The following is a 25,107-nucleotide window of genomic DNA, read 5'->3' as shown; positions in this document are numbered from 1 at the left end:
CTCTGAACGGGAGAATGCATTTCCGTGAAAATGCCTTGAACTGTCAAGACGCTAAATGAATTCGGGCACCTTCGAAAATGCGTGACAAATGCCCGAAACCGTTGTTGCAGCCTTCCTTGCAGTGCGGAAAGAACAGGACGAGCAGTTCCCTAGTTGGTGGTGGCCGGCCGCCACAGCGCCAGCATGCCATCGAGACCGAAGCCGTCCATGGCCTGCGCGAGGCCCGCCTGCTCGACCTGCCGCGCGATCGCGTTGAGACCCACTGCATCGAGTGTGATCGTCGCAGCAGCGCGCAGGAAGGTGAAATCGCTGAATTTAGGCGTCAGCTTGAAGTCGCGAACCGGCAGATCGCTCTTGATCTTCTTCTCGGCTACCAGCCACGCCACGGCGGCTTTCTCGTCGCCAAGCTGATCAATCAGCTTGAGGTCCACGGCCTGGCGCCCCGTAAAAACACGGCCATCGGCGACTTTCTGTAGTTGCGCGTCATCCATGGCGCGGCGGCTCTGCACAAGCCCACGGAACCAACCATAGGAGTCCTTCACGAGCGATTCCAGCGCTGCCCGCGCCTCCGGGCTGGTCGGCTCGAAACCATTGGGCGCCGCCTTCAGGGGCGAGGATTTGACCTGCTCGACCTCGACACCGACGGTCTTCATCAACCCCGTGAAATTGGGAAACTGGAACAGAACACCGATGGAGCCGACCAGCGAGCTCTGCTGCGCAACGATATGGTCGGATGCTAGTGCCGCGATGTAGCCGCCCGATGCGGCCAGGCCCTCGACGACAACGACCATCGGTTTCTTGGCCTTGAGGCGCATCAGCGCGTCATAGAGCTGCTCGGAGCCAGCCGTGGTGCCGCCCGGCGAATTGATATGTACCACCACCGCCGCCGCGGATGACTTCTCCAGCCGCTCCAGCGCCTCGACGCGATCATTGTTGCTCTGGATCAGGCCTTCGATCTTGATGCGCGCAATCGCCCCCGACGACGACAGCGCCTCGGAGCCCGACCGTGTCACGACGACGCCGACGACGACCACAGCAGCGACCGCGGCCAGCACCGCTGCCACGCGCCAGAACGTCAGCTTGCGACGTATCCTGCGGCGATCGACGATCACATCGGAATCAAGCGACATCGGAAATCTCCTAAGCCCTCGGCGAGAGCTGCGTCTGGCGGATGCTGCATCTGTCGTCCGGGCAGCGTTTACTTGAGGTATCTCAAATACATCAATTGCGAGGCAATATGAAGAAAACATGGTCGAAACAACAAAAAGGGCCCCGGTGAAACCGGGGCCCCAATTGGTAGCAACAAGTGAGTCGAAACTTACTTGCGCGCTTACTTGTCGGTGCTCTGCTTGAGCGCCTTGCCGAGAATGTCGCCAAGGGTCGCGCCCGAATCCGACGATCCGTACTGCGCGATGGCTTCCTTCTCTTCCGCCACTTCGAGAGCCTTGATCGACACCTGGACCTTGCGGGCCTTCTTGTCGAACTGGATCACGCGGGCATCGACCTTCTCGCCGACGGCGAAACGCTCAGCGCGCTGATCCGAGCGCTCACGCGCCAGTTCCGAACGCTTGATGAAGGTCGTGAAGTCGGTGCCGGCGATCTGAACGTCGATGCCGGATTCCTTCACTTCGATCACTTCGCAAGTCACGACAGCGCCCTTCTTGACGTCGCCCGGCTCTGCGAAGGGGTCGCCTTCGAGCTGCTTGACGCCGAGCGAGATGCGCTCCTTCTCGACATCCACGTCGAGGACGATGGCCTTGACCATGTCGCCCTTCTTGAAGTTGTCGATGACCTGCTCGCCCGGCTGCTTCCAGTCGAGGTCGGAGAGATGGACCATGCCGTCCACGTCGCCTTCGAGACCCAGGAACAGACCGAACTCGGTCTTGTTCTTGACTTCGCCTTCGACGGTCGAGCCGACCGGGAACTTCTCGACGAACACTTCCCACGGATTGCGCATGGTCTGCTTGAGACCGAGCGAAATGCGGCGCTTGACGCTGTCGACTTCGAGAACCTGCACTTCGACTTCCTGCGAGGTCGAAACGATCTTGCCGGGGTGCATGTTCTTCTTGGTCCACGACATCTCCGACACGTGGATCAGGCCTTCGATGCCCGGCTCCAGTTCGACGAATGCGCCGTAGTCGGTGATGTTGGTGACGCGACCCGAGAAGCGTGCGTTCAGCGGGTACTTCGCCTCGATGCCCTGCCACGGATCGTCGAGCAGCTGCTTCATGCCGAGCGAGATACGGTGGGTCTCGTGGTTGATCTTGATGATCTTGACCTTGACCGTCTGACCGATGGTGAGCACTTCGGTAGGATGGTTGACGCGGCGCCACGCGATATCGGTGACGTGCAGCAGGCCGTCGATACCGCCGAGGTCAACGAACGCACCGTAATCGGTGATGTTCTTGACGACGCCATCGATGACCTGACCCTCTTCGAGGTTCTGGACCAGTTCCTGACGCTGTTCGGCGCGGGTCTCTTCGAGAACCGTACGACGCGACACGACGATGTTGCCGCGGCGGCGATCCATCTTGAGGATCTGGAACGGCTGCGAGTTGTTCATCAGCGGAGCGACGTCGCGGATCGGACGAATGTCCACCTGTGAACGCGGCAGGAAGGCCACTGCGCCGTCGAGATCGACGGTGAAGCCACCCTTGACCTGGTTGAAGATGACGCCGTGAACCTTCTCGTTGTTGTTGAAGGCCTTCTCGAGCTTGCCCCAGCTCTCTTCGCGGCGGGCCTTGTCGCGCGACAGAACGGCTTCGCCCAGTGCGTTTTCGATCCGGTCGAGGAACACTTCGACTTCGTCGCCGACCTTGAGTTCGCTGTCACGGCCGGGACCGGCGAATTCGCGCAGTGCCACACGGCCTTCAGTCTTCAGGCCGACGTCGATGACGGCCATGTCCTTTTCAATCGCAACCACGATGCCCTTGATAACAGAGCTTTCCTGAAGGTTGCCGCCCGCGAAGGACTCGTCGAGCATTGCCGCGAAATCATCGCGGGAAGGATTATACGAAGAAGCAGTCGAAGCCATTTGTTCTCCAGATGCGGGTATCGCCGGCCGTTCGGGTTAATGGGCGTCTCAAATGTGAAGTGTCAGGGGTCCGCAACCTCTAACGACCGCCTTGCAGGAGGATGCAAGAACGGGCCGGCAGCATGCCTTCACGATCGAAACGTGGGTAGGGTCTTGATGGTGTCCGGAGCCTGAAGCGCGTATCGCAGCTCGAGATCGGGAGCGGGCTTTCCTCCAATGACGGCAACGGTTTTGTCTGACGTCTTTCGGAAAGAAAGAAAAATCAGACCCGTTGCCGGCCCGCTCGGACGGCCTCGACAATGTCGATGGCGGCCCGGACGCCGCCTTCTATATCCAAATTGGAGTTATCCAGCAAGTATGCATCCGTGGCCGGCTTCAGAGGCGCAATCGGGCGGTTCTGGTCGCGTTCGTCGCGCCTGATGATATCCGCCAGCACGGCGGCCTCATCGGCCACCTCGCCCCGTCCAAGAGCCTCCAGGGTGCGGCGGCGGGCGCGGACCCTGGCATCCGCCACCACGAAAATCTTCACGTCCGCATGGGGGCAAATCACGGTTCCAATGTCGCGGCCGTCGAGCACCGCTCCCGGCGGATCCTCGGCAAAACGCCGCTGGAAGTTCAAAAGGACCTCGCGCACCCGGGGGATGGCCGAGACCACAGAGGCCGCATCGCCGACTTCCTGGGTCTTCAGCGCCGGATTGCCGAATTTCTCGGGATCGAGCTCACTGGCGACAGCCACGGCCTGCGCCTCATCGGTCAGGTCCGCGCCAAGATCGAGCATCGCCTTGGCGACCGCGCGATAGATAACGCCGGTATCGAGGTGCCGGTAACCGTAATGGTGCGCAAGCCGTTTGCCCAGCGTGCCTTTTCCGGATGCGGCGGGACCGTCGATAGCAATAATCATGCGTTGCGCGTGCTCGTCTTGTCACGATGAATGGCGGTGGATCGGGAGTCAGGCTCGCGCGACCTGCGCGGGCTTAGCACCCGTCTCCGGAAATATCCACGCCGGCAGCCTCAGGAGAAATCAGCACCCAGCCGACGCATCATCGGGATGAAATCGGGGAAGCTGGTGGCGATGAATGTCGTGTCGTCGATGGTCACCGGTTGATCGGAAGCGAGGCCCATGGCTAGCGCCGACATGGCGATGCGGTGATCCATATGGGTGGCGACGAGGCCGCCACCGGCAACACGGCCATTGCCGTGCACGATGAGGTCGTCGCCAACGATCTCGACATTGACGCCGTTGACCCGCAGCATCGCCGCAGTGGCTTCCAGACGGTCGGATTCCTTCACACGCAGCTCCTGCAGCCCGCGCATGATGGTCGTGCCCTCTGCGAAAGCCGCAGCCACCGCCAGCACCAGATATTCATCGATCATCGACGGCGCGCGCTCCGGCGGCACTTCGACGCCGTGCAGCTTCGACGCTGTGATCCGGAACTGCGCCATCGGTTCGCCGGCATCGCCGCGGATATCGCTTTCCTCGATGGATGCGCCCATCTCGCGCAACGTCGTGAACAGCCCGGTGCGCAGCGGATTGGTCATCACATCGGTGAGCACGATCTCGGAGCCCGGCACGATCAATGCCGCAACCATCGGGAATGCTGCGGAGGACGGATCTGCCGGCACCACGACATCGGCACCCTTCAATTCGGGCTGGCCGGTGAGCGTGATCTTGCGGCCGTGCGCGCCTTCTTTTTCGGAAGTAATCTCGGCGCCGAAATGCTTGAGCATCAGCTCGGTGTGGTCCCGGCTGGCCTCGGTCTCGATCACCGTGGTGGTGCCCGGGGCCGACAGGCCGGCCAGCAGCACGGCTGACTTGATCTGGGCGGAGGCGACCGGGGTGCGATAGACGATCGGCAGCGGATCATGCGCGCCTTTGAGCGTCAGCGGCAGCCGTCCGCCGTACTCGCTAGCAGTCACCCTGGCGCCCATCAGCTCCAGGGGATCGACGATCCGGCGCATCGGCCGGCTGCGCAGCGATGCATCACCGTCGAATGTCGCCTCGATCGGACAGCCTGCGACGGCGCCCATCACCAACCGGCACCCGGTACCCGAATTGCCGAAATCCAGCGGCGCCTTGGGCGCGGCGAAGCCGGCAACGCCGACGCCGTTGACCTTCCACGCAAAATCGCCTGTTCGTTCGACCCTGGCGCCCAGTGCCTGCATCGATTTGGCGGTATTCAGGACGTCCTCGCCCTCCAGCAGCCCCGTGATCCGGGTCTCGCCGATCGCCAGCGCGCCCAGAATAAGGGCCCGGTGCGAGATCGACTTGTCACCGGGCACGCGGGCAGAGCCGCGCAGGGCGCCGGATTTTCGCGCTGTCAGCGGGGTCGGCTGGGCGGCGGCTGTGTCTGATTGGGTCAAGATTGTGTTCCTTCGCGCAGGCGGCTCGTAGCATATGAGCCACGCTGCGTCACGCAGCGGTCATTCTCACGCAAACCGCTATTGACAGGGGCGCGTCAACTAGCCAAGTGAAGCACCGTTTTTCAAAAAATCCCCAGGACCCTTCACGTGGCCAAATCCGATCTCGGAACCAAACGCATTTGCCCCACGACGGGCAAGAAGTTCTACGACCTCAACAAGAGCCCGGTGATTTCGCCTTATACGGGCGAGGTTGTGCCGATTGCGCCGATTGCGCCGCCGCGGACCCGCGCGGATGCAGCCGCACGCGCAGCTGCAGCATCTGCCGCCGCGGAAACTCCGGAAGCCGCCGAGAGCGAAGAATTGGTCTCGCTGGAGGAAGCCGACGCCGAGGAGAATACCGGCAAGAAGGCTGCCGTGCTGGAATCCGAGGACGATATCGAAGTCGATGACACCATCGATGACGATGAAGACGATGATTCGACCTTCATTGCCGACGAAGAAGAAGGCGATGAGGACGTGACCGACATCATCGGCGACGTCTCGGGCGACGAAGAAAGTTAAGCTCAGAAGAGACTTGAGATCACTCCTGATATGTGATCTTGGTTTGCCGCGCGACGCCCCACCCAGTGCGTCGCAGGTATTGGGGCCATAGCTCAGCTGGGAGAGCGCTTGCATGGCATGCAAGAGGTCGGCGGTTCGATCCCGCCTGGCTCCACCATCCTTCGCTCGCTTCGCGAGCTTCGGCTTGGCGCGCCGCACCAACCCATCATCGTAGAGAATGACCGCGCTAATCCCCGAGCGCTGCGTTCAGCCGATCACGTAGCGCCACGAGTTCATTTTTCATCGCGGCCATTTCGCCGACCGTGCAGGCTGACGCTGCGAGGATTCCCTGCGGCACAGCCTTGGCTTTTTCACGCAACGCCTGACCTTGCGCCGTCAATGCGATCAGCATCTGCCGCTCGTCCTCTGCGCTGCGGGTGCGCTTGATCAGGCCGGCTGCTTCCAGCCGCTTCAACAGCGGCGTCAGCGTGCCGGAATCGAGAAAGAGCCGCTCGCCTATGTCCTTCACAGGCACGTTGTCCTGCTCCCACAGCACCAACATCGCCAGATATTGCGGATAAGTCAGCTTCAATCGGTCCAGCAACGGCTTGTAGACGCGGTTGAACGCGTGGCCGGTCGAATAGACGGCAAAGCAGAGCTGGTTATCGAGCTGCAGCAGCGGAACAGGTGCGGGTTTCTTGGCCATGATTATCTCCGGAGCTTATCTGGCCACAGGTGATCCCAGACCCAAACTCCTTCACGATCAGTTGAGCACAATTCGATTGCCCCGTCCATTTTATGTATTGCGCACAATCTAATTGTGCGCAATTATGATAGGGCAGGACACACAAAACGAGGAGACACACCATGTCTGTCAACGTGCTCTACAAGACCAGCGCCAAGGCAACCGGCGGCCGCGATGGCCATGCCGCAACCCTTGATGGCGCGCTCGACGTCAAGCTCACCACGCCGAAGGAACTCGGCGGCGCCGGCGGCGCCGGCAACAATCCCGAGCAACTGTTCGCGGCGGGCTACGCCGCCTGCTTCATCGGTGCGATGAAATTCGTGGGCTCGCAGGGTGGCCCCAAGGTGCCCGCCGATGTGGCGGTCACCTCCACCGTCGGCATCGGCCCGCGCTCGGCTGGCGGTTTCGGCCTCGATGTCGAACTCGCGGTCTCACTCCCGGGCTTGCCGCGCGCAGAAGCTGAAGCGCTGGTCGAGAAAGCGCATCAGGTCTGCCCGTATTCCAACGCCACACGCGGCAATATCGACGTCCGCACCGTGATCGTCTGAGTCACAACGACGCAAACGAACTAACTCTCGATACGAACGGGCTCGGCGATCGGCCGAGCCCGTTCGCGTTCGTCTGGCGGTTGCGCCATACCCTCGCTCTGGCCATAGCCGCTGCCCGGACAAGGCCATTGCTGACCGGCCGGAAGCCCGCTAGCTCTGACAGCCCTTACATGCTCTCTGGCATAAAAATATTCCAACGACACTTGAGAGAAGGCTGATTGAATGAGCTTGCCCATAGCTCCCGGCGCGATTGCCGGCCTGCGCGTGATCGATCTGTCGCGCGTTCTTGGCGGACCCTATTGCACCCAGATCCTGGCCGACCACGGCGCTGACGTCGTCAAGGTCGAGCCGCCCGCCGGCGACGAGACGCGCGACTGGGGCCCCCCCTTCCACGACGACGATGCGGCCTATTTCATCGGCACCAACCGCAACAAGCGCTCGATCGGTCTCGACCTCGCCTCCGAGGGCGGTCGTACTGTGCTGATGCGGATGCTCGAAAACGCCGACGTGATGATCGAAAACTTCAAGCCCGGCACGCTCGACAAATGGGGCATCGGCAACGATTTCCTGCGTGAGAAACTCCCGCAGCTGATCCATTGCCGCATCTCCGGCTTCGGCGGCGATGGCCCGCATGGCGGCCACCCCGGCTATGACGCGATCATCCAGTCGATGGTCGGCCTGATGGCATCGACCGGCTCGCAGGAGAGCGGCCCGACCCGCATCGGCGTCGCGCTCGTCGACATGGCGACCGGTCTCTATGCCTGCGTCGGCATCCTGATGGCGCTCGCCGAGCGTGCCAAATCGGGGCTCGGTCAATTCGTCGAGGCGACACTGTACGAAACCGGTCTTGCGATCATGCATCCGCATACCGCGAATTATTTCTACAACGGCGGCAAGCCGCCGGCGCTAACCGGCAACGAGCACCCGAACCTGGTGCCCTATGCCGTGTTCGCTGCCCGCGACGGCAACATCTTCATGGGCGTCGGCAATGACGGCACCTTCCGCAAGCTGTGCCGCGAACTTGGCAAGCCGGAGCTCGGCACGGACGTGCGCTTCGCACGCAACCGTGACCGCGTGCAGAATCGCGATGCGCTGCGTGCCGAACTGGAAGCGATCCTGAAAGATCACGACAGCGCGCCGCTGTGCGAGCGTCTGCTTGGCGCCGGCCTCCCCGCCGGTCCAGTGCAGTCGATCGACAAGGCGCTCGCCAATGCGCACACGAAGCATCGCGGCGATATCATCGAAAAGGACTGGTACAAGGGCGTCGCCTCGCCGGTCCGCTTCGACCGCACCAAAGCGAGCCTGCGCCACGTGCCGCCGAAGTTCAACGAGCACTTCAACGAGATCCTCACCGAGTTCGGCTACTCCGGTGATGAGATCAAGGAGCTGGTCGCCAAAGGAACCGTGAGCGGCTCCGAGCGCAAGCGATAAGAACAACACGGGGCTGCGCGATCCGCAGCCCCGTTCGTCTTCGACTTTTTGCGGCTTCCCAACGCCGCCATTTCCCGCCTAGCATCCGCGCTGTCAAAATGTCGCATGCACGTCATCCGGCGCAGCTTTGTTGCAACGAGACGATGACGGCTAACGGGAGAAACTGGATGATCCGCCCCCAATTCGCACTCGCCACTCTGTTCGCATGCACGCTGGCGCTCGCTTCGCCCGCGCAAGCGGTGACCGAGATCCAGTGGTGGCACGCGATGACCGGCGGCAACAACGACATCGTCAACAAGCTCGCGGCTGACTTCAATGCCAGCCAACCGGACTACAAGGTGGTCCCGACCTTCAAGGGCAGCTATCCCGACACCATGAATGCCGGCATCGCAGCATTCCGCGCCGGCACCGCACCGCACATCCTGCAGGTCTTCGAGGTCGGCACCGCGACCATGATGAGCGCCAAGGGCGCCGTCAAACCTGTCTACCAGCTGATGAAGGACGCGGGCGAGCCGTTCGATCCAAACAACTATCTGCCCGCGATCACCGGCTACTACTCGACATCGAAGGGCGAAATGCTGTCGTTTCCCTTCAACTCGTCGTCGATGGTGATGTGGGTCAATCTGGATGCGCTGAAGAAGGCCAATATTGCCGAAATTCCCAGGACCTGGCCCGAAGTGTTCGAGGGCGCCAAGAAGCTCAAGGCGGCCGGCTATGCGACCTGCGGCTTCTCCAATGCCTGGGCGACCTGGGCCAATATCGAGCAGTTCTCGGCATGGCACAACGTGCCGATCGGCACGAAGGCGAACGGACTCGACGGCTTCGACACCGAGCTGAAATTCAACTCGCCACTGCATGTCAAACATCTGCAGACGCTGATCGAATTGCAGAAGGACAAGACCTACGATTATTCCGGTCGCGCCAATGCCAGCGAGAGTCGCTTCGGCTCCGGCGAATGCCCGCTCTTCATGACCTCCTCCGGCTATTACGCGACGGCGAAGGGCACCGCCAAATTCGCCTTCACTTCGGTGCCGATGCCTTACTACCCCGAAGCTGCCGGCGCGCCGCAGAACTCGATCATCGGCGGCGCTTCGCTATGGGTGATGGGCGGCAAGAAGCCTGAGGAATACAAAGGTATCGCCAAGTTCTTCAGCTTCCTGTCCGACACAGATCGTCAGGCCAAGCTGCATCAGGAGTCCGGTTATCTGCCGATCACCAAGGCCGCCTATGAAAAGACCAAGGCCGACGGTTTCTATGACAAGAACCCGATCCTGCAGACCCCGCTGAAGGAGCTGACCAACAAGGAGCCGACCGAAAATTCGCGCGGCCTGCGGTTCGGCAACATGGTGCAACTGCGAGACATCTGGTCCGAAGAGATCGAGGCTGCGCTGGGTGGCCAGAAGACGGCACAACAGGCGCTCGACACCGCCGTGAGCCGTGGCAACGCCATGTTGCGGACCTTCGAAAAGACTGCGAAGTAGTATTCAAGCGGACGCTGTCGTTGCCCGGCCTCGCGCGCAATTGCGCGCTTGGACGGGCGATGACATGAGCAGAATGAGGCTGCTTTCTGGGGCACGACGAACTGCATGGAAAAGTCCGCGGTCTTCAAGGGTAAGCTGCTGCCATATTTGTTGCTCGTGCCGCAGCTGGTCATCACCCTGGTGTTTTTCTACTGGCCGGCCAGCCAGGCTGTCTGGCAATCGTTTTTGCGCGAGGACGCGTTCGGCCTGAACTCGGAATTCATCGGGCTGGAGAACTATCAGGCGCTGCTTGCCCAACCGGAATACTACAAGGCAATGGCGACGACCGTGGTGTTCTCGTCGCTGGTCGCGGCGCTCTCGCTGTCGATCGCATTGTTGTTCGCCACCCAGGCCGACAAGAATCTGAAAGCCGCACCGACTTTCAAGGTCATGATGATCTGGCCCTATGCAGTGGCGCCGGCCGTCGCCGGCGTGCTGTGGCTGTTCATCTTCCATCCCTCCCTCGGCACCATGGCACGGCCGCTGCGCCTGATGGGCTTCAACTGGAACCCAATGTTGAACGGCAACCACGCCATGGCGCTCGTCGTCATGGCCGCGGTGTGGAAGCAGATCGCCTATAATTTCCTGTTCTTCCTGGCCGGCCTGCAGGCGATCCCGCGCAGCGTGCTCGAGGCCGGGGCGATTGATGGCGCCGGGCCATATCGGCGATTCTGGACGATTACGTTCCCGCTGCTGTCGCCGACCACGTTCTTCCTGCTGGTCGTCAACGTCGTCTATGTGTTCTTCGACACTTTCGGCATCATCGACGCCGTCACGGGTGGTGGGCCGGCCGGGGCGACGACCACCATGGTCTACAAGGTCTATGCCGACGGCAGGCTCGGCGGCGACCTCGGCGGGTCAGCTGCGCAGTCGGTGATCCTGATGGTTATCGTGATCGCGCTCACGGCCATCCAGTTTCGCTACGTCGAGCGCAAGGTGCAATACTGATGGTCGAGCACCGCCGCTGGAACGACATCCTCGCTTACGCGATCCTGACTTTCGGCGTGTTCATCGTCGTATTCCCGGTCTATGTCGCGCTGATCGCCTCGACCCATGACGCAGCAACGGTGGTCAACGGCAACATGCCAATGCTGCCGGGCAGTCATACGCTGGAGAACTATTACCGGGCCATCTTCGTCGGCGGATCGCGCGCCAGCCGCGAGCCGGTCGGCCATATGCTGATGAATTCGTTCGTCATGGCAATGGGCATCGCGCTCGGCAAGATCGTGATCTCGATCCTCTCCGCCTATGCCGTGGTGTATTTCCGTTTTCCGTTCCGCCAGACGGCGTTCTGGATCATCTTCGTGACGCTGATGCTGCCGGTCGAGGTCCGTATCTATCCGACCTACAAGGTGATCGCCGATCTGAAGATGCTCGACACCTATGCCGGGCTGATCCTACCGCTGATCGCATCGGCCACCGGCACGCTGCTGTTTCGCCAGTTCTTCATGACCATCCCCGATGAATTGCTTGAAGCCTCGCGTATCGACGGCGCCGGTCCCTTTCGCTTTTTCAAGGATACGCTGCTGCCGCTGTCGGTGACGACGATGGCGGCGCTGTTCGTGATCCAGTTCATCTATGGCTGGAACCAGTATCTGTGGCCGCTGCTGATCACGACGCAGGAATCCATGCAGACCATCGTCACCGGCATCAAGAAAATGCTGACGACGACGGATGAACTCGCTGAATGGCAGCTCGCGATGGCGACGGCGATTCTTGCGATGGTGCCTCCTGTCGCCGTGGTGGTGTTCATGCAGCGGCTGTTCGTGCGCGGCCTGGTCGAGACGGAGAAGTAAGTTCAGATGGCCAATGTTTCGCTGCGCAACGTCCGCAAGACCTATCCCGGCGGCTTCGAGGCCATCAAGGGCATCGAGTTCGAAATCGGCGACGGCCAGTTCTGTGTGCTCGTCGGGCCAAGCGGCTGCGGCAAGTCGACCTTGCTGCGCATGGTTGCCGGCCTTGAGACCGTCACCTCCGGCGAGGTCGATATTGGCGGCCGTGTCGTCAACGAGATCGAGCCGGCCGATCGCGACATCGCCATGGTGTTCCAGAACTACGCGCTCTATCCGCATATGAGCGTCTATAACAACATGGCTTACGGCCTGCGCAACAGGGGCATGCCGAAGCCGGAGATCGATACGCGCGTACGCGAAGCCGCTCAGACACTCGAACTCGCCGGCATGCTCGATCGCAAGCCCAGACAATTGTCCGGCGGCCAGCGCCAGCGCGTTGCCATGGGGCGCGCCATCGTGCGGCAACCGAAAGTGTTCCTGTTCGACGAGCCACTGTCCAATCTCGATGCCAAGCTGCGCGTTGCCATGCGGGTCGAAATCCGCAAGCTGCAACGTCGCCTCAAGACGACGTCGATCTACGTCACCCACGATCAGTTGGAGGCGATGACGCTGGCGGATATTCTGGTGGTGATGAATGGTGGCCAGGTCGAGCAGATGGGCAGTCCGCTCGATGTCTACCGCAAGCCGGCGACCACTTTCGTCGCCTCCTTCATCGGCGCGCCACCGATGAACCTGATCAAGCTGGGCGGCGATGAGATCCGTGCGCAGTTCGCCGGCGACAGCCGCAGCGTCGCCGAGGCCGGTATCCTGGGCGTCCGGCCGGAAGACCTTGCGATTTCCGGTGAGGCCGCAACTGACGGCGGCATCACGCTGAACCTGACAGTCGAGGCCATCGAACGGGTCGGCGCGGAAACCTTCGTCTATGGCACCCGTGCGCGGGCAGAGAAGGCCATCAGCGCCACTCCGGGCGAGCTGCCCGAGGGCGAGGTCATCGTGCGTATTCCCGGCCAGGATGCCCCGGCCATCGGTGCTTCGATCCGCGCCACGGCTCCCCGCGACAAACTGCACCTGTTCAGCGCGAACGGCCGCAACCGGATCGATATCTGATCGGTTTCAAGGCCTTAGTAACGGTTTCCCGGCAATTTAGAGGTGCTTGAACCGGGCTTTGGCATGCCCATATTGTTGATTGACCGGTTGGCAGAGTGCCGATTGGCCAGGGGTGCCGTAAGGGCCCCTCAAAGTCGCTTCGAGAGGGCTTTGTAGGTATGTCTCGTGTTCCTTCGTTATCTAGTCCGTTCCTTTTGGGATTCGACGAGATTGAGCGTGCGCTCGATCGCGTCGTCAAAGGCGCCGACGGTTATCCTCCTTATAACATCGAGCGGTGCGACCGTAACAACGGTCAACCCGAACGCCTGCGGATCACGTTGGCGGTCGCAGGTTTCACCCGCGATCAGCTCGATGTGACCACCGAGGAAAACCAGCTCGTGATCCGGGGCCGCCAGCAGGACGACAAGACCCGGCAATACATCCATCGCGGCATCGCCGCGCGCCACTTCCAGCGCACCTTCGTGCTGGCAGAGGGGATGCTGGTGCTGGGTGCGGATCTGAAGAACGGGCTGTTGTCGATTGATCTGGCCAGGCCTGAGCCTGAAAGGGTCATTAAGACAATCGCTATCAATGAACACGAATAATGCATGATGCGACAAACTGGTTTCCGGTTTTCGATCAGGTCATGCATCCTGAGTATGGAACGAGTAGCGGACTCGACCGCTTGATCTCATAGAAGGAGTCGAGACGATGACTGAAGTTGTTACGATCAATGAAAATGCCGCCGTCACCACCGAAGCATTGGCGCATCTGGGCGAAGGTATGATCGCCTATGTGAAGCCGGTTCGCTCGGAAGATGTGCCGGGACTGTTCCCGCAGGCGCCGGAGATTGCGCCCGGATTGCAGCTGTTCGCGCTGCACGCCGCCGACGGCACGCCGATCATGCTCACCGACAGCCGTGAAGCGGCGATCGCGAATGCATGGAGCCAGGAATTGCAGACCGTCAGCGTTCACTAACGCGAACTGGCCAGCATGCAGACGTCAGGATACGCGGTGACAGCCGCGTATCCCAATATCGAGTATCCCAGCGTCCAAACGACGATCATCACGCGCAGGCGCTCGGCTTGCATGACGCGGTATCTATTTAACCCGTCGTCAATATCGTGAGCACATCATCGGACGCAATCGATCCGCACGCGACCTCATCCGCTGCGCCATCTGAAAAACTGATCCCCCTATCAATAGCAATCTGGATATCCGACGCGATGGCATCATTGCGCCTGATCTTTGCTGCCGTTTCACAGACGAAAATGGTGACCACGCATTCACCATGATTTGAGAAAATCTGGTCATGTTGAGATTCGAGGTCGCCATGAATGGATCGACACAAGCCCAGATAGTTCAAGTCGAAGACTTGCTACGGAGCTTCGGTGCAACGATCACCGCTCCGAAATCAGAGACAGTTCCCCGGACCGGCTCCTGGGGTTTTGATAGTCGGCCAGTGATCGCAGCCTGTTTCGCGATCCTCGTCTTTGCACCGGGCTGCGCAGCTGCCACCGTATTCTTGATGCGCGCCGACGGCACCGTCCCTCCCATCATCGCCCCCGATAGCAACCCTCCTTTCGTGACCAAGTCAGACCGCTTGCCGCTCGGGCAATGGAGTATCGAGGCCGTTCAGAGCCTCGGCACTCTAAATAACGCGCGCCTTGCGGCGGCTGCCGCACTCGCAGATCCCATATTTCTCTCACCGATCCTGATCCGCGGTAGCCTCGAGGACGGCACGCTCACGACCTTCGCTGAGCCCGCGGCCATGCCTGGGCCGACCATGCTGCTGTCAAAGCTGCGGGTGAAGCGTGACGTCCGGCGCCCCAAGCCACCCAAACTCGTCGCCGAAATCACTCACCCCGAGCCGCCACAACCAACCTTCTTCGAAAAGCTGTTCGGACGACGTTTCAACTAGCTCAGTCACTCTTCTCACAAGCGAGGAACACAATGCAAAACACTGCCGCGATGAACTCGGACGTCAAAGCTCTCCTCACTTTGCTGTTGCTGAAGACCGGCACCAGTTCGCCGGAGATTCACAATGCTCTGCAGCTTGCTGCCGCATCGCGGGTAATGATGGCGGAAGAATATGCCAATCCGATGCGCATGCAGGGCATAGAAGCTTCAGGCAGCAACGTCGCCAAGCTTCGTCCCGCAACCGCCGTCAACGTTCCTGAAACGTCAGCGGCCGTGCGACGCATGAAGCAGAGCGCAGACGCGATGAATTCCGACGTCAAGGCGCTGCTGACGTTGCTGCTGCTCAAGAGCGGCGCGGATTCCAACGAGATCCAGACCGCACTGCGGATGGCAGCATCGTCGCGCGCAGTCGCTGCAGCGGAAGAAGCAGAATCGATCCGTGCCGAAACGCAAGCCGAAGCTGCCTCTGCGGCCATGAACGAGCTCGCATCGATCACCGCGCGGCAGGCGGTGCGCAACGAGTCGCTCGCTCCAATCTCGGCCAAGGAATTCGCGGCGTAAGCTGGCGAGGCCAACCAGCCTTCCATCTCCGCGCAAGCAGGGATCTGGTTCGGAACAGAGAAACGCCCGGTCCAACCGGGTGCTTCCAGCGTAAGCTGCGGGGTGAGATGGTTAGGCGGCTGTCGCTGGCGGCAAAGCGAGCACCGAATAGATCGCCTGAGCGTCACGGGAGGCACGCAGCTTTTTGGCGACGTCCTGATCGCGCAGCAGACGTGCGATCCGTGCCAGCGCCTTCAGATGATCGGCGCCCGCACCCTCCGGCGCCAGCAGCAGAAACACCAGATCGACCGGCTGGCCGTCCATGGCCTCGAAATCGATCGGACGATCGAGACGCGCAAACAGGCCGAACAGCTTGTCGAGCTTCGGCAACTTGCCATGCGGAATGGCAACGCCATAGCCCACGGCCGTCGTACCGAGCTTCTCACGCTGCAACAGCACCTCGAAAATGGCGCGGTCGTTCTGACCGGTGAGCGCGGAAGCGCGCGCAGCGAGCTCCTGCAGCGCCTGCTTCTTGCTGTTGACCTTCAACGCCGGGATTATCGCCTCGGGCGCGACCAGATCGGTAATCGTCATTGACCGTTCCGAGGATGTTTGACCGTCAGCGGGTAGTTAGAACCAAAACCGGCAGCGTCAAGAAAGACTGGAAAGGGACATCGTTCCCTGTGATGGAAAACGCGCCGGGCGCGAACGCCCGGACGTACTCTAGCACCGGAACCCCCCATGCGAAATCCATTGACCGGTATAACCCTGTCAAAGGCGGCGGACCATAGGGAGGGGCCGTTTGGGCGTCAATGCCGTCAGGACGGTTTAACCACCGGTGGATCGACCCAACCCACGTTACCGTCGCCTCGGCGGTACACGATATTCACCCGACCGGTACTGCCATGCAGGAATAGCACGACGGCCGCGCCGGTGAAATCAAGTTCCATGACAGCTTCGCTCACCGAGAACCGCTTCAGCGACCTGGTCGATTCGGCAATGATGACCGGATCGTAGCCACTGTCGGCATCGCCCTCATGATCGGGCGCTTCAAGAATGTAGCTCGGCGCGTCCAAAGTCGGGGCCGTGAGTTCGGCCATCGCCTGATTTTCAGCATGCGTCTTGCGCGCGGAACGATCCTTCAGCCGGCTCTTGTAGCGACGCAAACGTTTCTCGATCTGAAGCAGCGCCTGATCGGCGCTAGCGTAAGCATCCGCTGCATTGGAGTCCGCTTCGAGCGTAATTCCGGAATCGAGATGCAACGCACAATCGGTGCGAAAGCCGAAGCCGTCTTTGCTGAGCGTGATGTGACCGGAATAGTTGCCATCGAAATATTTGCGAAGGACCTCATCGGTCCGCTCGCTCACGCGGCCTCGCAAAGCGTCTCCGACATTGATGCTTTTTCCCGAGATACGAAGGGTCATGCTAATGCCTCGATTCTTCTGCCTTGAACCGACAGTATCCCGTTTCCACGGGAGTGCAATCAAGCTGGTGCAGTGTCGCGGGATCGGTCGGGTGCCCTATCGGACGGAGTGGCGGGTGCCGTGAGTGCATTGCCGAGCATACTCTGCTTGTCGCGTCGGCGCTGAACTGAAGACGGGATACGCATGGCTTCACGGTATTTGGCAACGGTACGGCGCGCGATATCAATTCCGGCTTCGCGCAAGCGTTCCACGATCGTGTCGTCCGAAAGAATAAGAGAAGGACTTTCTCCATCAATCAATTGCTTGATGTGATGTCGTACCGCTTCAGCCGAATGCGCTTCGCCACCATCAGCCGACGCGATCGACGCCGTAAAGAAGTATTTCAATTCAAAGCTGCCGCGATTTGTCGCCATGTATTTATTGGCGGTAACGCGCGACACCGTCGATTCATGCATTTGAATTGCATCAGCAACCGCCTTGAGATTCAGCGGCCGCAGATGCGCAACACCCTGCGTGAAGAAGCCATCCTGTTGCCGGACGATCTCTGTCGCAACCTTCAGGATAGTACGCGCGCGCTGATCGAGCGCACGCACCAGCCAGGTCGCGTTCTGTAGACAATCGGTGAAGTACGATTTGTCGCCATCCTTGCGGATCGTTTTGGACAGCTCGGAATAATAAACCTGGTTCACGAGAACGCGCGGCAGCGTGTCGCTGTTCAACTCAACATGCCAGCCGCCATCAGGACCCGGCCGCACATAGACATCAGGCACTACGGTCTGTGTTCGCGCCGAGCCAAACTTCAGACCGGGCTTCGGATCGAGCCTGCGAATCTCACCGATCATGTCGGTCAGATCTTCGTCGTCGACGCCGCAGATTTTTCTGAGATTGCCGATGTCGCGCTTGGCCAGAAGATCGAGATGCTCGACCAATGCCTGCATCGCGGGGTCGTAACGGTTCTGTTCACGCAACTGGATTGCGAGACATTCGCTGAGACTGCGCGCGCAGACCCCCGGTGGATCGAATTTCTGCAACGCACCGAGAACGCTTTGGACATCGTCAACAGAGGCGCCCAGCCGCTCATGCACGTCGCCGAGATCTTGCGGGAGGTAGCCGGCCTCATCGACGAGATCGATCAGATACTGACCGATCATGCGCTGCGCGGGCGACGAGAACGCCACCGAAAGCTGTTCGGCGAGATGGCTGCCGAGCGTCACTTCCGCGGCAACGAAGGCCTCAAGATTGTAACTATCGTCGTTGGAAGCGCCGCCGCCCCATTCGGTATAGGCGGTCGGAGCAGCATCTTGTGCGTTGCGTGCGGCGGCTTCGGCCGGCTCTTCGGAGAAAACGTTGTCCAACCCGGTGTCCAGGGTCTGCTCGATCTCGGCGCGGGTGCCGAGTTCGCGGTTCATCCACTCGTCGGGCGCCGGCGCATCGAAGCTGTCGCCGCTTGAACGATCGGAAAAATCGGAATGGTCGCCGCCATCGTCGTGGCCAGAGGCATAGCCAGCCTCGTCCTGGCTCGAAAACTCGCTGCGCTCGGGGCTGGCCTCGCCGGCCACCGGCGGCTCAGGACCGTCGCTGGCGCGTTCCAGCAGCGGATTGCGCTCCAGTTCATCTTCGACAAAGGTTGCGAGATCGAGATTCGACAGCTGCAGCAGCTTGATGGCCTGCATCAGCTGCGGCGTCATCACCAGCGACTGGGATTGCCGGAACTCTAGTCTCTGCGTCAGCGCCATGGAGGCAAAAACCGATCCAAAAGTTGGTCCGTTTCTTGCTTATCTCTTTCCCGGCCTGATGTACACGGCTTGACGAATTGTAAATTTGGTCTACAGGCGGAATTCCTCGCCAAGGTAAAGGCGACGCACGTCCGGGTCAGCCACGATCTCCTCCGGAGATCCTTCCGTCAGGATTTCACCAGCATAGACGATGTAGGCGCGGTCTGTCAGCCCCAGCGTTTCGCGCACGTTGTGGTCGGTAATCAGCACGCCGATGCCGCGATTGGTCAGGTGACGGACCAGGTCCTGAATGTCACCCACCGCAATCGGGTCGATACCGGCAAAGGGCTCGTCGAGCAGCATGTAATTCGGCCGCGTCGCCAGCGCGCGCGCAATTTCAACACGGCGGCGCTCACCGCCGGACAGCGCGATCGAGGGCGACTTGCGCAGTCTCTGAATGTTGAACTCTTCGAGCAACCCATCGAGCTCGCGCTCGCGCTTCTTGCGGCTGGGCTCGACGACTTCCAGCACCGCACGGATGTTCTGCTCGACCGTGAGGCCGCGGAAAATCGAGGCTTCCTGCGGCAGATAGCCGATGCCGAGGCGCGCACGCTGATACATCGGCAGCTGGGTAACGTCGTGGCCGTCAAGCTCAATGGCGCCGCTGTCGGGCTTGATCAGGCCGGTGATCATATAGAACACCGTGGTCTTGCCGGCGCCGTTCGGTCCGAGCAGACCGACGGCCTCGCCGCGGCGAACATAGATGCTGACGCCGCGGGTGACCTGGCGTGAACCGAAGCTCTTTTTGACGTTATGGACGGCCAGATAGCCTGCTCGCGGGGTCGCTTTTGGCGCGGCAGCGCCGTTGGTCCGGGGCCGCGGCGGCGCCTTGTCCGGACGGCGGGCTGGCGCAGGCTGCGGGGCACGCGTCGCCTCCGCCCGGGCCTGCGGAACCTGGGGCGTATCGGCCGGGGCGGTACGCCCCAGCGGCGGGGCCTCGCGGCGGCCCGGATTACCCAGCATGTCGCCCATGCTATCGCCGAGCGCCGTGATGTCGACCGGCGAGCGCGCAAAACCTTGCGGACCGCGTTTCGGAGCGCGCCGACGGAACATGCCGAGGAAATCAACCATTCGCGCTTCGATCAGCCTCTAGACGTCATCCGCGCCAGATCGCGGCATATTCGGTTCACTGGGAACAGCATGGCGGACTAGATGTCCCTTGCCCAGCCGAACGCCAAGCCTTCCATGTCGATTAAAACAATGGCGATAACGGGTTAGGCGGCCGGATTCAACCGGATCCAGGTCGTTTGTATCGGCAACCCCTTCGAGTTACTTGGGTTTTCCGCCTCCAGACCCCGGTATGATGGAGGTCGGGCCGCCTCCGCCCTTCTGGCCGGACGACTCGAACATGCCCTGGACCCTGCCACTGTTGGATTCAACGCGTGAAGTACCCGTGGTCATATCCACGGTCAGACGATCGCCGCGCAGCACATTCTTGCCCTGGGTGAGCACAACATTGCCCTGCATCGTGACGAGATTGGTCCGGGTGTCGAACACCGCCGTCTCGCCGGTGACGACCTGGTCTTTTTGGGTGACGATGACGCCGCCGCGCGCTTCAAGCCGCTTGATCGCCGACGAGCCACCCGGGCCCGGCTGCGCAGCCTTGATCGGTGCCTTGGGCGCAGCCTTGGCCGCCGGCTCGCTCGCGGAGCCACCGCCGTCATAGAAGACCACGAGAGTCTTCGACTTCATCGTGGTGTCGCCCTGCACGACCTTCACATCGCCAGCGAAGGTCGCTTCCTTTTTCTTGTCGCGCATTTCCAGCGATGCGGCCTCGATCTGGATAGGCTGATCGCGATTCTGCGAGAAGCCCTGCATGGCATTCGGCACGCCCTGCACCGCGCTCTGCGCATGTGCATCGGCTGTCAAAGCCAGCAGGAGCACGGCGATCGCAGCCCCGGTCACCCCGCGGAATCGGACATTACTGACGGGAAAAATCATCACATTCATTTCGCGTTGGCGCGCTTGCCGTTGGCGGCCCGCGGTTTCACGGGCTCCGGCGCGACTTCGGGCTCTGCCGCGGTCTCAGGCTGAGCCGAAGCATCCGGCGAAGGCGGGTCCATTTTCAGGTTCATCGAAACACCGCCCTCGAACCGAACCAGCTCACCGTGTTCCGTGATGCGCATCCGTTGCCCGAGCAGAGTGCCGTTGAGAAGTTTGACATCGACCGGCTCGTCCGACGTGACCGTGCCATTGGCAATATCAATGTTCGCCTGTGTCAGCTTGGCCTCGTAGCCGGTCGTCGTCTGCAGGAAAATGTCCTGATACAGATAGAGCATCTGCGATTTCGAATTGAACTTCCCGGTGCGGGCATCCATCGTCATCGTCGACTTGTCTTCCATCATCACCTTGGCGCGCAAGGTTGTCAGTTCGACATTGTCGGGATCCGTCAGATCCTGCGTCGCGGCCTTGGCCCATAACTCATATGGCCGCCCGTCCGGCGAGAAACCGGCCAGATGCGGCGTCTCCATGGTGATCTTGGTCCCCGAAACGACCAGATTGCCCATGTCGAGCGGCAATTTGGCGAGAATCCGGAACGGATTGAAGATCGACACGCCGACAATTGCCGCCATCGACAGGATCACGACGGCAGGGACAGCAATCCGCAGCAGGCGCACCAGACGGCTATGGCGTGCCGCGGCCCTGAACCGCGCATCCATGCCCGCCTGATAGCTGGGAATCTGAACTGAACTCACCGTCGCTCCAACGGGCCATGCCAAAAAGGGCCACACCGAAAGGCCTGCCAAACCGGCGCCAGTCTACGCTGAAATGCACCGGTTTGCAGCCCCGCCCACCAGAACGAGGAGTATGACCGAAACGCGGCGGGAGGGACCCTGAACTGTTTCAGAAAGTCACTTCGCCGCAGGCCGGTCACGAATGAGCGAAAATGTCCTCGTTTTCCCAACCCGACAGGTCGAGTTTGGCCCGGGTCGGGAGGAAGTCGAAACAGGCCTGCGCCAACTCGGTGCGGCCCTCCCGCGCCAGCATGACGTTCAGCCGTTCGCGCAGCCCATGCAGATGCAGCACGTCCGATGCCGCGTAGGATAGCTGGGCCTCGCTGAGAGTCTGACTGCCCCAGTCGCTCGACTGCTGCTGCTTCGACAGATCGACGCCGAGGACTTCGCGGACCAGGTCCTTGAGACCATGCCTGTCGGTATAGGTGCGGCACAGGCGGGAGGCGATCTTGGTGCAATAGACCGGCTCGGGCATGACGCCGAGCGCATTGTAGAGAGCGGCGAGATCGAACCGCGCAAAGTGAAAGATCTTGGTCACCTTGGGATCGCCGAGCAGCTTCTTCAGGTTCGGCGCGTCCGTGTGGCCCATCGGTATCTGCACGACATCGGCACTTCCATCGCCGGGCGAGAGCTGCACCACGCATAGCCGGTCGCGATGCGGATTGAGACCCATGGTCTCGGTGTCGATCGCAACCGAATCGGTGTAGCGGTTCAGATCCGGCAAATCGCCGCGATGCAGGCGGATGGTCATGGTCTCAATTGCCTCTTTCAGCGCCCGTGATTCGCGGGATTTGGGTGACTTTACCGCGCAATGGCCGGGCTGACGAGAGATACGCTCCCTCAGGTATGTTTCGTCTGCAGCAAAAAACTGACAGACTGAGAGAGCCATTCATCCAGCGGGCAGAGGTTGCAGATGAACGTCGCACAGCAGCGTTTGCCCCGTTTCGCGGTCCTGATCGATGCCGACAACACGTCCCCGCAGATTGCTGGCGGCTTGTTCGAGGAAATCTCCAAATTCGGCGAAGCCAGCGTTCGCCGGATCTACGGCGACTTCTCAAGTCCGCAGCTCAGATCCTGGGCCGACATCCTGCAAAAACACGCCATAGATCCTTATCAGCAGTTCGCCTACACGAAGGGCAAGAACTCGTCCGACATCGCGCTGGTGATCGACGCGATGGACCTGCTGCATAGCGGGCGGTTCGACGGCTTTTGCCTGGTGTCCTCCGATAGCGACTTCACACGTCTCGCCTCACGGCTCCGCGAGCAGGGCGCTGACGTCTACGGCTTCGGCACGCGGAAAACACCCGAGAGTTTTCGGCAGGCGTGCCGACGTTTCATCTATACGGAGAACCTGAGATCCGAGCGCGCGACGGCAAGCACGGAGCAACCGTCAAAGCCGGCAGCCTTGCAAAGCCCCGCTGCCGCAGTTCCCATTCTGGAAAAGGTGGTATCCCAACTGAGCAACGAAGACGGCTGGGTCAATCTGGACCGGGTCGGAGAACAACTTCCGAACACCGTGTCCGACTTTGACGTCCGCACCTACGGCTTTAAGAAGCTGAGCGACCTGGTGCGCAAAATGGAGACATTCGAGGTCGGAGAGGGCTCAACCGGACGTTTGCGACTTCGGATCAAACCGAAGACGGCCACGCCGGCCGAGGAGAAACCTTCCGAAGAAGCAGCGGTCGCGCCACAAAGAAAGCGCGCCGCCATCAGGAGGAGACGCGAAACGGCTCAGGCCGGATCGAAATAGTGGATTTCCATCAACACGCAGCCGCCGACCGACTTGAACGGACCGTGATAGGCGCCGGGCGGACGGCAGGCATAGGTATTCGGCTCGAAGGACTCGCCGCCATTGCCCTGCTTGTCATTGCCGACGATCAGGTCGCCGGTGAACAGGAATACTTCTTCCCAATATTCGTGCACGAACGGCTCGGTGGTGTAGACTCCCGGCTCGAAGCGCAGCAGGCGGGTGCGGCTGCCACGCTTGTTCACTTCGTCGAGCGCCCCCGACAGGATCTTCTGCTGGATGCCTGCCGGATAGCCCGCGGGCGTCTCCCATCCCGAAGACATATCGACGGTACGGAATTCATCGTGAAGTTTATTGATGGCCATGGTCAGTGTTCCTGAGGGGACAGATCAAGCGACAGCGCGCGGCGAGGCAGCCGGCGCCGTTGAGGTGGAGACTTCATCGGCAAGGTCATAGCTGGACAGCATCTTGTCGAGCAACGCCGCCGATTTCATCCAATCATAAGTCCGGAATGCATGGCCCTTGGTAACGAAGGTCGCGCCGGCGAAAAACATCTCGTATTGCGAGTGACGCGAGGCGAATTCGGAGCCGACCGCATCCCAGGCCAGCTTGTAAAACTTGACCTTCTCGGTCGCGCTGGCGGCAGGGGACTGCTGGGTCTTGCCGATCAGACGCGCCAATTCCGGATTGGCAAAATCCTTCACCGAGGACGGCAGCATGATCATGCCGCCGCCGGCGAGCTCGCGCAGCGTGTTGATGACCTTGGAATAGAGCTGCTGGGTGAGGACCTGTGCCGAATACAGCATCGCCCGGTCCGGCACGTAATAGGCGCCGTGCTGCGTGCCCTTGGTCTCCATCGCGACGACGAAGGCTTCGACCATCGACACTTCGGCTGCGAGCTGACCTAGCATTTCCCTGACCTGCGGGAAGCCGGCGATGCCGTTGGTCTCGGCGGTCCGATGCGCGATCCCGATCAGGAAGCGCAGCTTCACCGAGAGCCGGATCATGGCCTGATAGTTCTGATACACATGCGCCGGGGTGGCGTGGAACTGCTTCTGGCACATCGCGATGTCATCGACGATGAACACGCGATCCCACGGCACCTTCACGTCGTCGAAGTACAGCACGGCATCATTTTCATCGAAGCGGCTCGACAGCGGATTGTCGAACACGGACGGCGACGCGGCTTCATAGGACTTGCGCGACAGGACCTTCAGACCCTTGGTATTCATCGGAATCGCGAAAGACACCGCGTATTTCTCGTCGCCGGGCTGCAGCGGCTGGATACAGGTGACGAACACCTCGTTCGCCATGATGCCGCCGGTGGCCAACATCTTGGCGCCACGGATCGTCAGGCCCTCGGCATCGCGCGACACTACGCCCGCCGACAGGAACGGATCGGCCTGCTCGGCCGCGCTCTTGGAGCGGTCGGCCTGCGGGTTGATGATCACATAAGTGAGGTAAAGATCGTTGTCGCGGGCGTAGCGATAGTAATCCGCCAGCGCCTTCGCGCGATCCTTGTCGTAGGCCTCGAATACCTCGACGCCCATATACATGCCGGCGATGCAGGAAGCGACGTGATCCGGCGCGCGGCCCATGAAGCCGGCATGCAGCTCGGTCCAGGCCTCCAGGCCACGGCGGCGATTGACCAGCGCATCATAGCTGCCGGGCAATTCCCAGATCCGGTTGGCTCGGGTGCCAGTCTCGGTCTCGAAAGTCATCAGCTCGCGATTTTCCGGCGCGCTCTGGAAATCGAACATCCGTCCAATCGAGGCCACCGCACCCCGGAACGCCGGATGGGTGGTCACGTCATCCACCAGCTCGCCATCGAGATAGATTTCACGGCCATCGCGCAGGCTCGCGATATGCTGTTCGCCGGTCTTGATCATGGGTTGCCTCGATCACTTT

General features: G+C 61.0%; 27 protein-coding genes and 1 tRNA gene. 13 read left to right on the top strand and 15 right to left on the bottom strand.

The features are described 5' to 3' along the window. Positions 1-149: 149 nt before the first annotated feature. From sppA to aroA, 4 genes are all read right to left on the bottom strand, one after another. Positions 150-1,130, bottom strand: a complete 981-nt coding sequence (gene sppA, locus SFY93_RS04340) for a signal peptide peptidase SppA (RefSeq protein WP_120287731.1) — start codon at positions 1,128-1,130, stop codon at positions 150-152. A 200-nt stretch (positions 1,131-1,330) separates the two neighbouring features. Further along, positions 1,331-3,034 carry a 30S ribosomal protein S1 gene (gene rpsA / locus SFY93_RS04335; protein ID WP_068730324.1) on the bottom strand — a complete coding sequence of 568 codons (1,704 nt, stop codon included), beginning with the start codon at positions 3,032-3,034 and terminating at the stop codon, positions 1,331-1,333. Between the two features lie 262 nt (positions 3,035-3,296). Beyond that, on the bottom strand, positions 3,297-3,935 hold the full coding sequence (gene cmk / locus SFY93_RS04330) for a (d)CMP kinase (protein WP_093757876.1): 639 nt from the start codon (positions 3,933-3,935) through the stop codon (positions 3,297-3,299). A 110-nt stretch (positions 3,936-4,045) separates the two neighbouring features. Next, a complete protein-coding gene (gene aroA / locus SFY93_RS04325; protein WP_320446170.1) occupies positions 4,046-5,395 on the bottom strand; it encodes a 3-phosphoshikimate 1-carboxyvinyltransferase in 1,350 nt (449 codons plus the stop codon). A gap of 147 nt (positions 5,396-5,542) precedes the next feature. On the opposite strand from aroA, the gene SFY93_RS04320 reads away from it, so the two are divergent. After that, positions 5,543-5,956 carry a TIGR02300 family protein gene (locus SFY93_RS04320; protein ID WP_068730321.1) on the top strand — a complete coding sequence of 138 codons (414 nt, stop codon included), beginning with the start codon at positions 5,543-5,545 and terminating at the stop codon, positions 5,954-5,956. Between the two features lie 81 nt (positions 5,957-6,037). Then, positions 6,038-6,113: transfer RNA gene (locus tag SFY93_RS04315), tRNA-Ala, on the top strand. A gap of 69 nt (positions 6,114-6,182) precedes the next feature. Here SFY93_RS04315 and SFY93_RS04310 read toward each other — a convergent pair. Further along, positions 6,183-6,641, bottom strand: coding sequence for a MarR family winged helix-turn-helix transcriptional regulator (locus SFY93_RS04310; protein ID WP_320446169.1), 459 nt, complete (start codon positions 6,639-6,641; stop codon positions 6,183-6,185). A gap of 161 nt (positions 6,642-6,802) precedes the next feature. On the opposite strand from SFY93_RS04310, the gene SFY93_RS04305 reads away from it, so the two are divergent. The 8 genes from SFY93_RS04305 (at position 6,803) to SFY93_RS04270 (ending at position 14,036) form a co-directional block, all read left to right on the top strand. Further along, complete coding sequence (locus tag SFY93_RS04305) at positions 6,803-7,228, top strand: organic hydroperoxide resistance protein (protein WP_320446168.1); 426 nt, start codon at positions 6,803-6,805, stop codon at positions 7,226-7,228. Between the two features lie 222 nt (positions 7,229-7,450). After that, positions 7,451-8,659: a CaiB/BaiF CoA transferase family protein gene (locus SFY93_RS04300; RefSeq protein WP_320446167.1), complete on the top strand. Its 1,209-nt coding sequence runs from the start codon at positions 7,451-7,453 to the stop codon at positions 8,657-8,659. Positions 8,660-8,826: 167 nt separating this feature from the next. Beyond that, positions 8,827-10,140: a sn-glycerol-3-phosphate ABC transporter substrate-binding protein UgpB gene (gene ugpB / locus SFY93_RS04295; RefSeq protein ID WP_320446166.1), complete on the top strand. Its 1,314-nt coding sequence runs from the start codon at positions 8,827-8,829 to the stop codon at positions 10,138-10,140. Positions 10,141-10,245: 105 nt separating this feature from the next. Beyond that, a complete protein-coding gene (gene ugpA / locus SFY93_RS04290) occupies positions 10,246-11,127 on the top strand; it encodes a sn-glycerol-3-phosphate ABC transporter permease UgpA (RefSeq protein WP_149529533.1) in 882 nt (293 codons plus the stop codon). Then, a complete protein-coding gene (ugpE, locus tag SFY93_RS04285) occupies positions 11,127-11,975 on the top strand; it encodes a sn-glycerol-3-phosphate ABC transporter permease UgpE (protein WP_089266386.1) in 849 nt (282 codons plus the stop codon). The genes ugpA and ugpE overlap by 1 nt, the downstream gene beginning before the upstream one ends. 6 nt (positions 11,976-11,981) lie before the next feature. After that, the gene (locus SFY93_RS04280) at positions 11,982-13,079 is read left to right on the top strand and encodes a sn-glycerol-3-phosphate import ATP-binding protein UgpC (RefSeq protein ID WP_320446165.1); all 1,098 of its coding nucleotides are present in this window, start codon (positions 11,982-11,984) and stop codon (positions 13,077-13,079) included. A gap of 158 nt (positions 13,080-13,237) precedes the next feature. Further along, complete coding sequence (locus SFY93_RS04275) at positions 13,238-13,663, top strand: Hsp20 family protein (RefSeq protein ID WP_068730313.1); 426 nt, start codon at positions 13,238-13,240, stop codon at positions 13,661-13,663. 106 nt (positions 13,664-13,769) lie between these two features. Next, the gene (locus tag SFY93_RS04270; protein ID WP_089266380.1) at positions 13,770-14,036 is read left to right on the top strand and encodes a BQ00720 family protein; all 267 of its coding nucleotides are present in this window, start codon (positions 13,770-13,772) and stop codon (positions 14,034-14,036) included. Positions 14,037-14,163: 127 nt separating this feature from the next. Here the strand turns inward: SFY93_RS04270 and SFY93_RS04265 are convergent, their stop codons facing one another. Continuing rightward, the gene (locus SFY93_RS04265; RefSeq protein WP_320446164.1) at positions 14,164-14,340 is read right to left on the bottom strand and encodes a hypothetical protein; all 177 of its coding nucleotides are present in this window, start codon (positions 14,338-14,340) and stop codon (positions 14,164-14,166) included. Positions 14,341-14,370: 30 nt separating this feature from the next. Here SFY93_RS04265 and SFY93_RS04260 point away from each other — a divergent pair, with 30 nt between their 5' ends. After that, on the top strand, positions 14,371-14,979 hold the full coding sequence (locus tag SFY93_RS04260) for a hypothetical protein (RefSeq protein WP_320446163.1): 609 nt from the start codon (positions 14,371-14,373) through the stop codon (positions 14,977-14,979). A gap of 32 nt (positions 14,980-15,011) precedes the next feature. Then, positions 15,012-15,539, top strand: a complete 528-nt coding sequence (locus SFY93_RS04255) for a hypothetical protein (RefSeq protein WP_139285801.1) — start codon at positions 15,012-15,014, stop codon at positions 15,537-15,539. Between the two features lie 111 nt (positions 15,540-15,650). On the opposite strand, the gene ptsN is transcribed toward SFY93_RS04255, so the two are convergent. The 7 genes from ptsN to SFY93_RS04220 all read right to left on the bottom strand — a co-directional run bounded on the left by ptsN (position 15,651) and on the right by SFY93_RS04220 (position 22,203). Next, complete coding sequence (gene ptsN / locus SFY93_RS04250; RefSeq protein WP_089266376.1) at positions 15,651-16,112, bottom strand: PTS IIA-like nitrogen regulatory protein PtsN; 462 nt, start codon at positions 16,110-16,112, stop codon at positions 15,651-15,653. A gap of 224 nt (positions 16,113-16,336) precedes the next feature. Beyond that, positions 16,337-16,942 carry a ribosome hibernation-promoting factor, HPF/YfiA family gene (gene hpf / locus SFY93_RS04245; protein WP_089266375.1) on the bottom strand — a complete coding sequence of 202 codons (606 nt, stop codon included), beginning with the start codon at positions 16,940-16,942 and terminating at the stop codon, positions 16,337-16,339. Positions 16,943-17,001: 59 nt separating this feature from the next. Next, positions 17,002-18,678: an RNA polymerase factor sigma-54 gene (gene rpoN / locus SFY93_RS04240; protein WP_320446162.1), complete on the bottom strand. Its 1,677-nt coding sequence runs from the start codon at positions 18,676-18,678 to the stop codon at positions 17,002-17,004. Between the two features lie 90 nt (positions 18,679-18,768). Next, positions 18,769-19,788 (bottom strand): LPS export ABC transporter ATP-binding protein, encoded by a 1,020-nt coding sequence (lptB, locus tag SFY93_RS04235; RefSeq protein WP_320446161.1) that lies wholly within the window; start codon positions 19,786-19,788, stop codon positions 18,769-18,771. Between the two features lie 198 nt (positions 19,789-19,986). After that, the gene (locus SFY93_RS04230) at positions 19,987-20,667 is read right to left on the bottom strand and encodes an LptA/OstA family protein (protein ID WP_320446160.1); all 681 of its coding nucleotides are present in this window, start codon (positions 20,665-20,667) and stop codon (positions 19,987-19,989) included. Beyond that, positions 20,664-21,413 (bottom strand): LPS export ABC transporter periplasmic protein LptC, encoded by a 750-nt coding sequence (gene lptC, locus SFY93_RS04225; protein ID WP_320446159.1) that lies wholly within the window; start codon positions 21,411-21,413, stop codon positions 20,664-20,666. Before lptC ends, SFY93_RS04230 begins: the two co-directional genes overlap by 4 nt. 175 nt (positions 21,414-21,588) lie before the next feature. Beyond that, the gene (locus SFY93_RS04220) at positions 21,589-22,203 is read right to left on the bottom strand and encodes a ribonuclease D (protein ID WP_320446158.1); all 615 of its coding nucleotides are present in this window, start codon (positions 22,201-22,203) and stop codon (positions 21,589-21,591) included. Positions 22,204-22,365: 162 nt separating this feature from the next. On the opposite strand from SFY93_RS04220, the gene SFY93_RS04215 reads away from it, so the two are divergent. Then, complete coding sequence (locus SFY93_RS04215; RefSeq protein ID WP_320446157.1) at positions 22,366-23,202, top strand: NYN domain-containing protein; 837 nt, start codon at positions 22,366-22,368, stop codon at positions 23,200-23,202. Here SFY93_RS04215 and SFY93_RS04210 read toward each other — a convergent pair. Then, positions 23,184-23,564 (bottom strand): cupin, encoded by a 381-nt coding sequence (locus SFY93_RS04210; protein WP_320446156.1) that lies wholly within the window; start codon positions 23,562-23,564, stop codon positions 23,184-23,186. The two genes, SFY93_RS04215 and SFY93_RS04210, sit on opposite strands and share 19 nt — an antisense overlap. Before the next feature lie 24 nt (positions 23,565-23,588). After that, positions 23,589-25,088 carry a 4-hydroxyphenylacetate 3-hydroxylase family protein gene (locus SFY93_RS04205; RefSeq protein ID WP_320446155.1) on the bottom strand — a complete coding sequence of 500 codons (1,500 nt, stop codon included), beginning with the start codon at positions 25,086-25,088 and terminating at the stop codon, positions 23,589-23,591. Positions 25,089-25,107 lie beyond the last annotated feature (19 nt).

It is taken from the genome of Tardiphaga sp. 42S5, assembly GCF_034044155.1.
Lineage (GTDB): Bacteria > Pseudomonadota > Alphaproteobacteria > Rhizobiales > Xanthobacteraceae > Tardiphaga > Tardiphaga robiniae.
The sequence above is the reverse complement of the archived record's forward strand: the minus strand, read 5'-3'. Positions and strand labels throughout refer to the sequence as shown.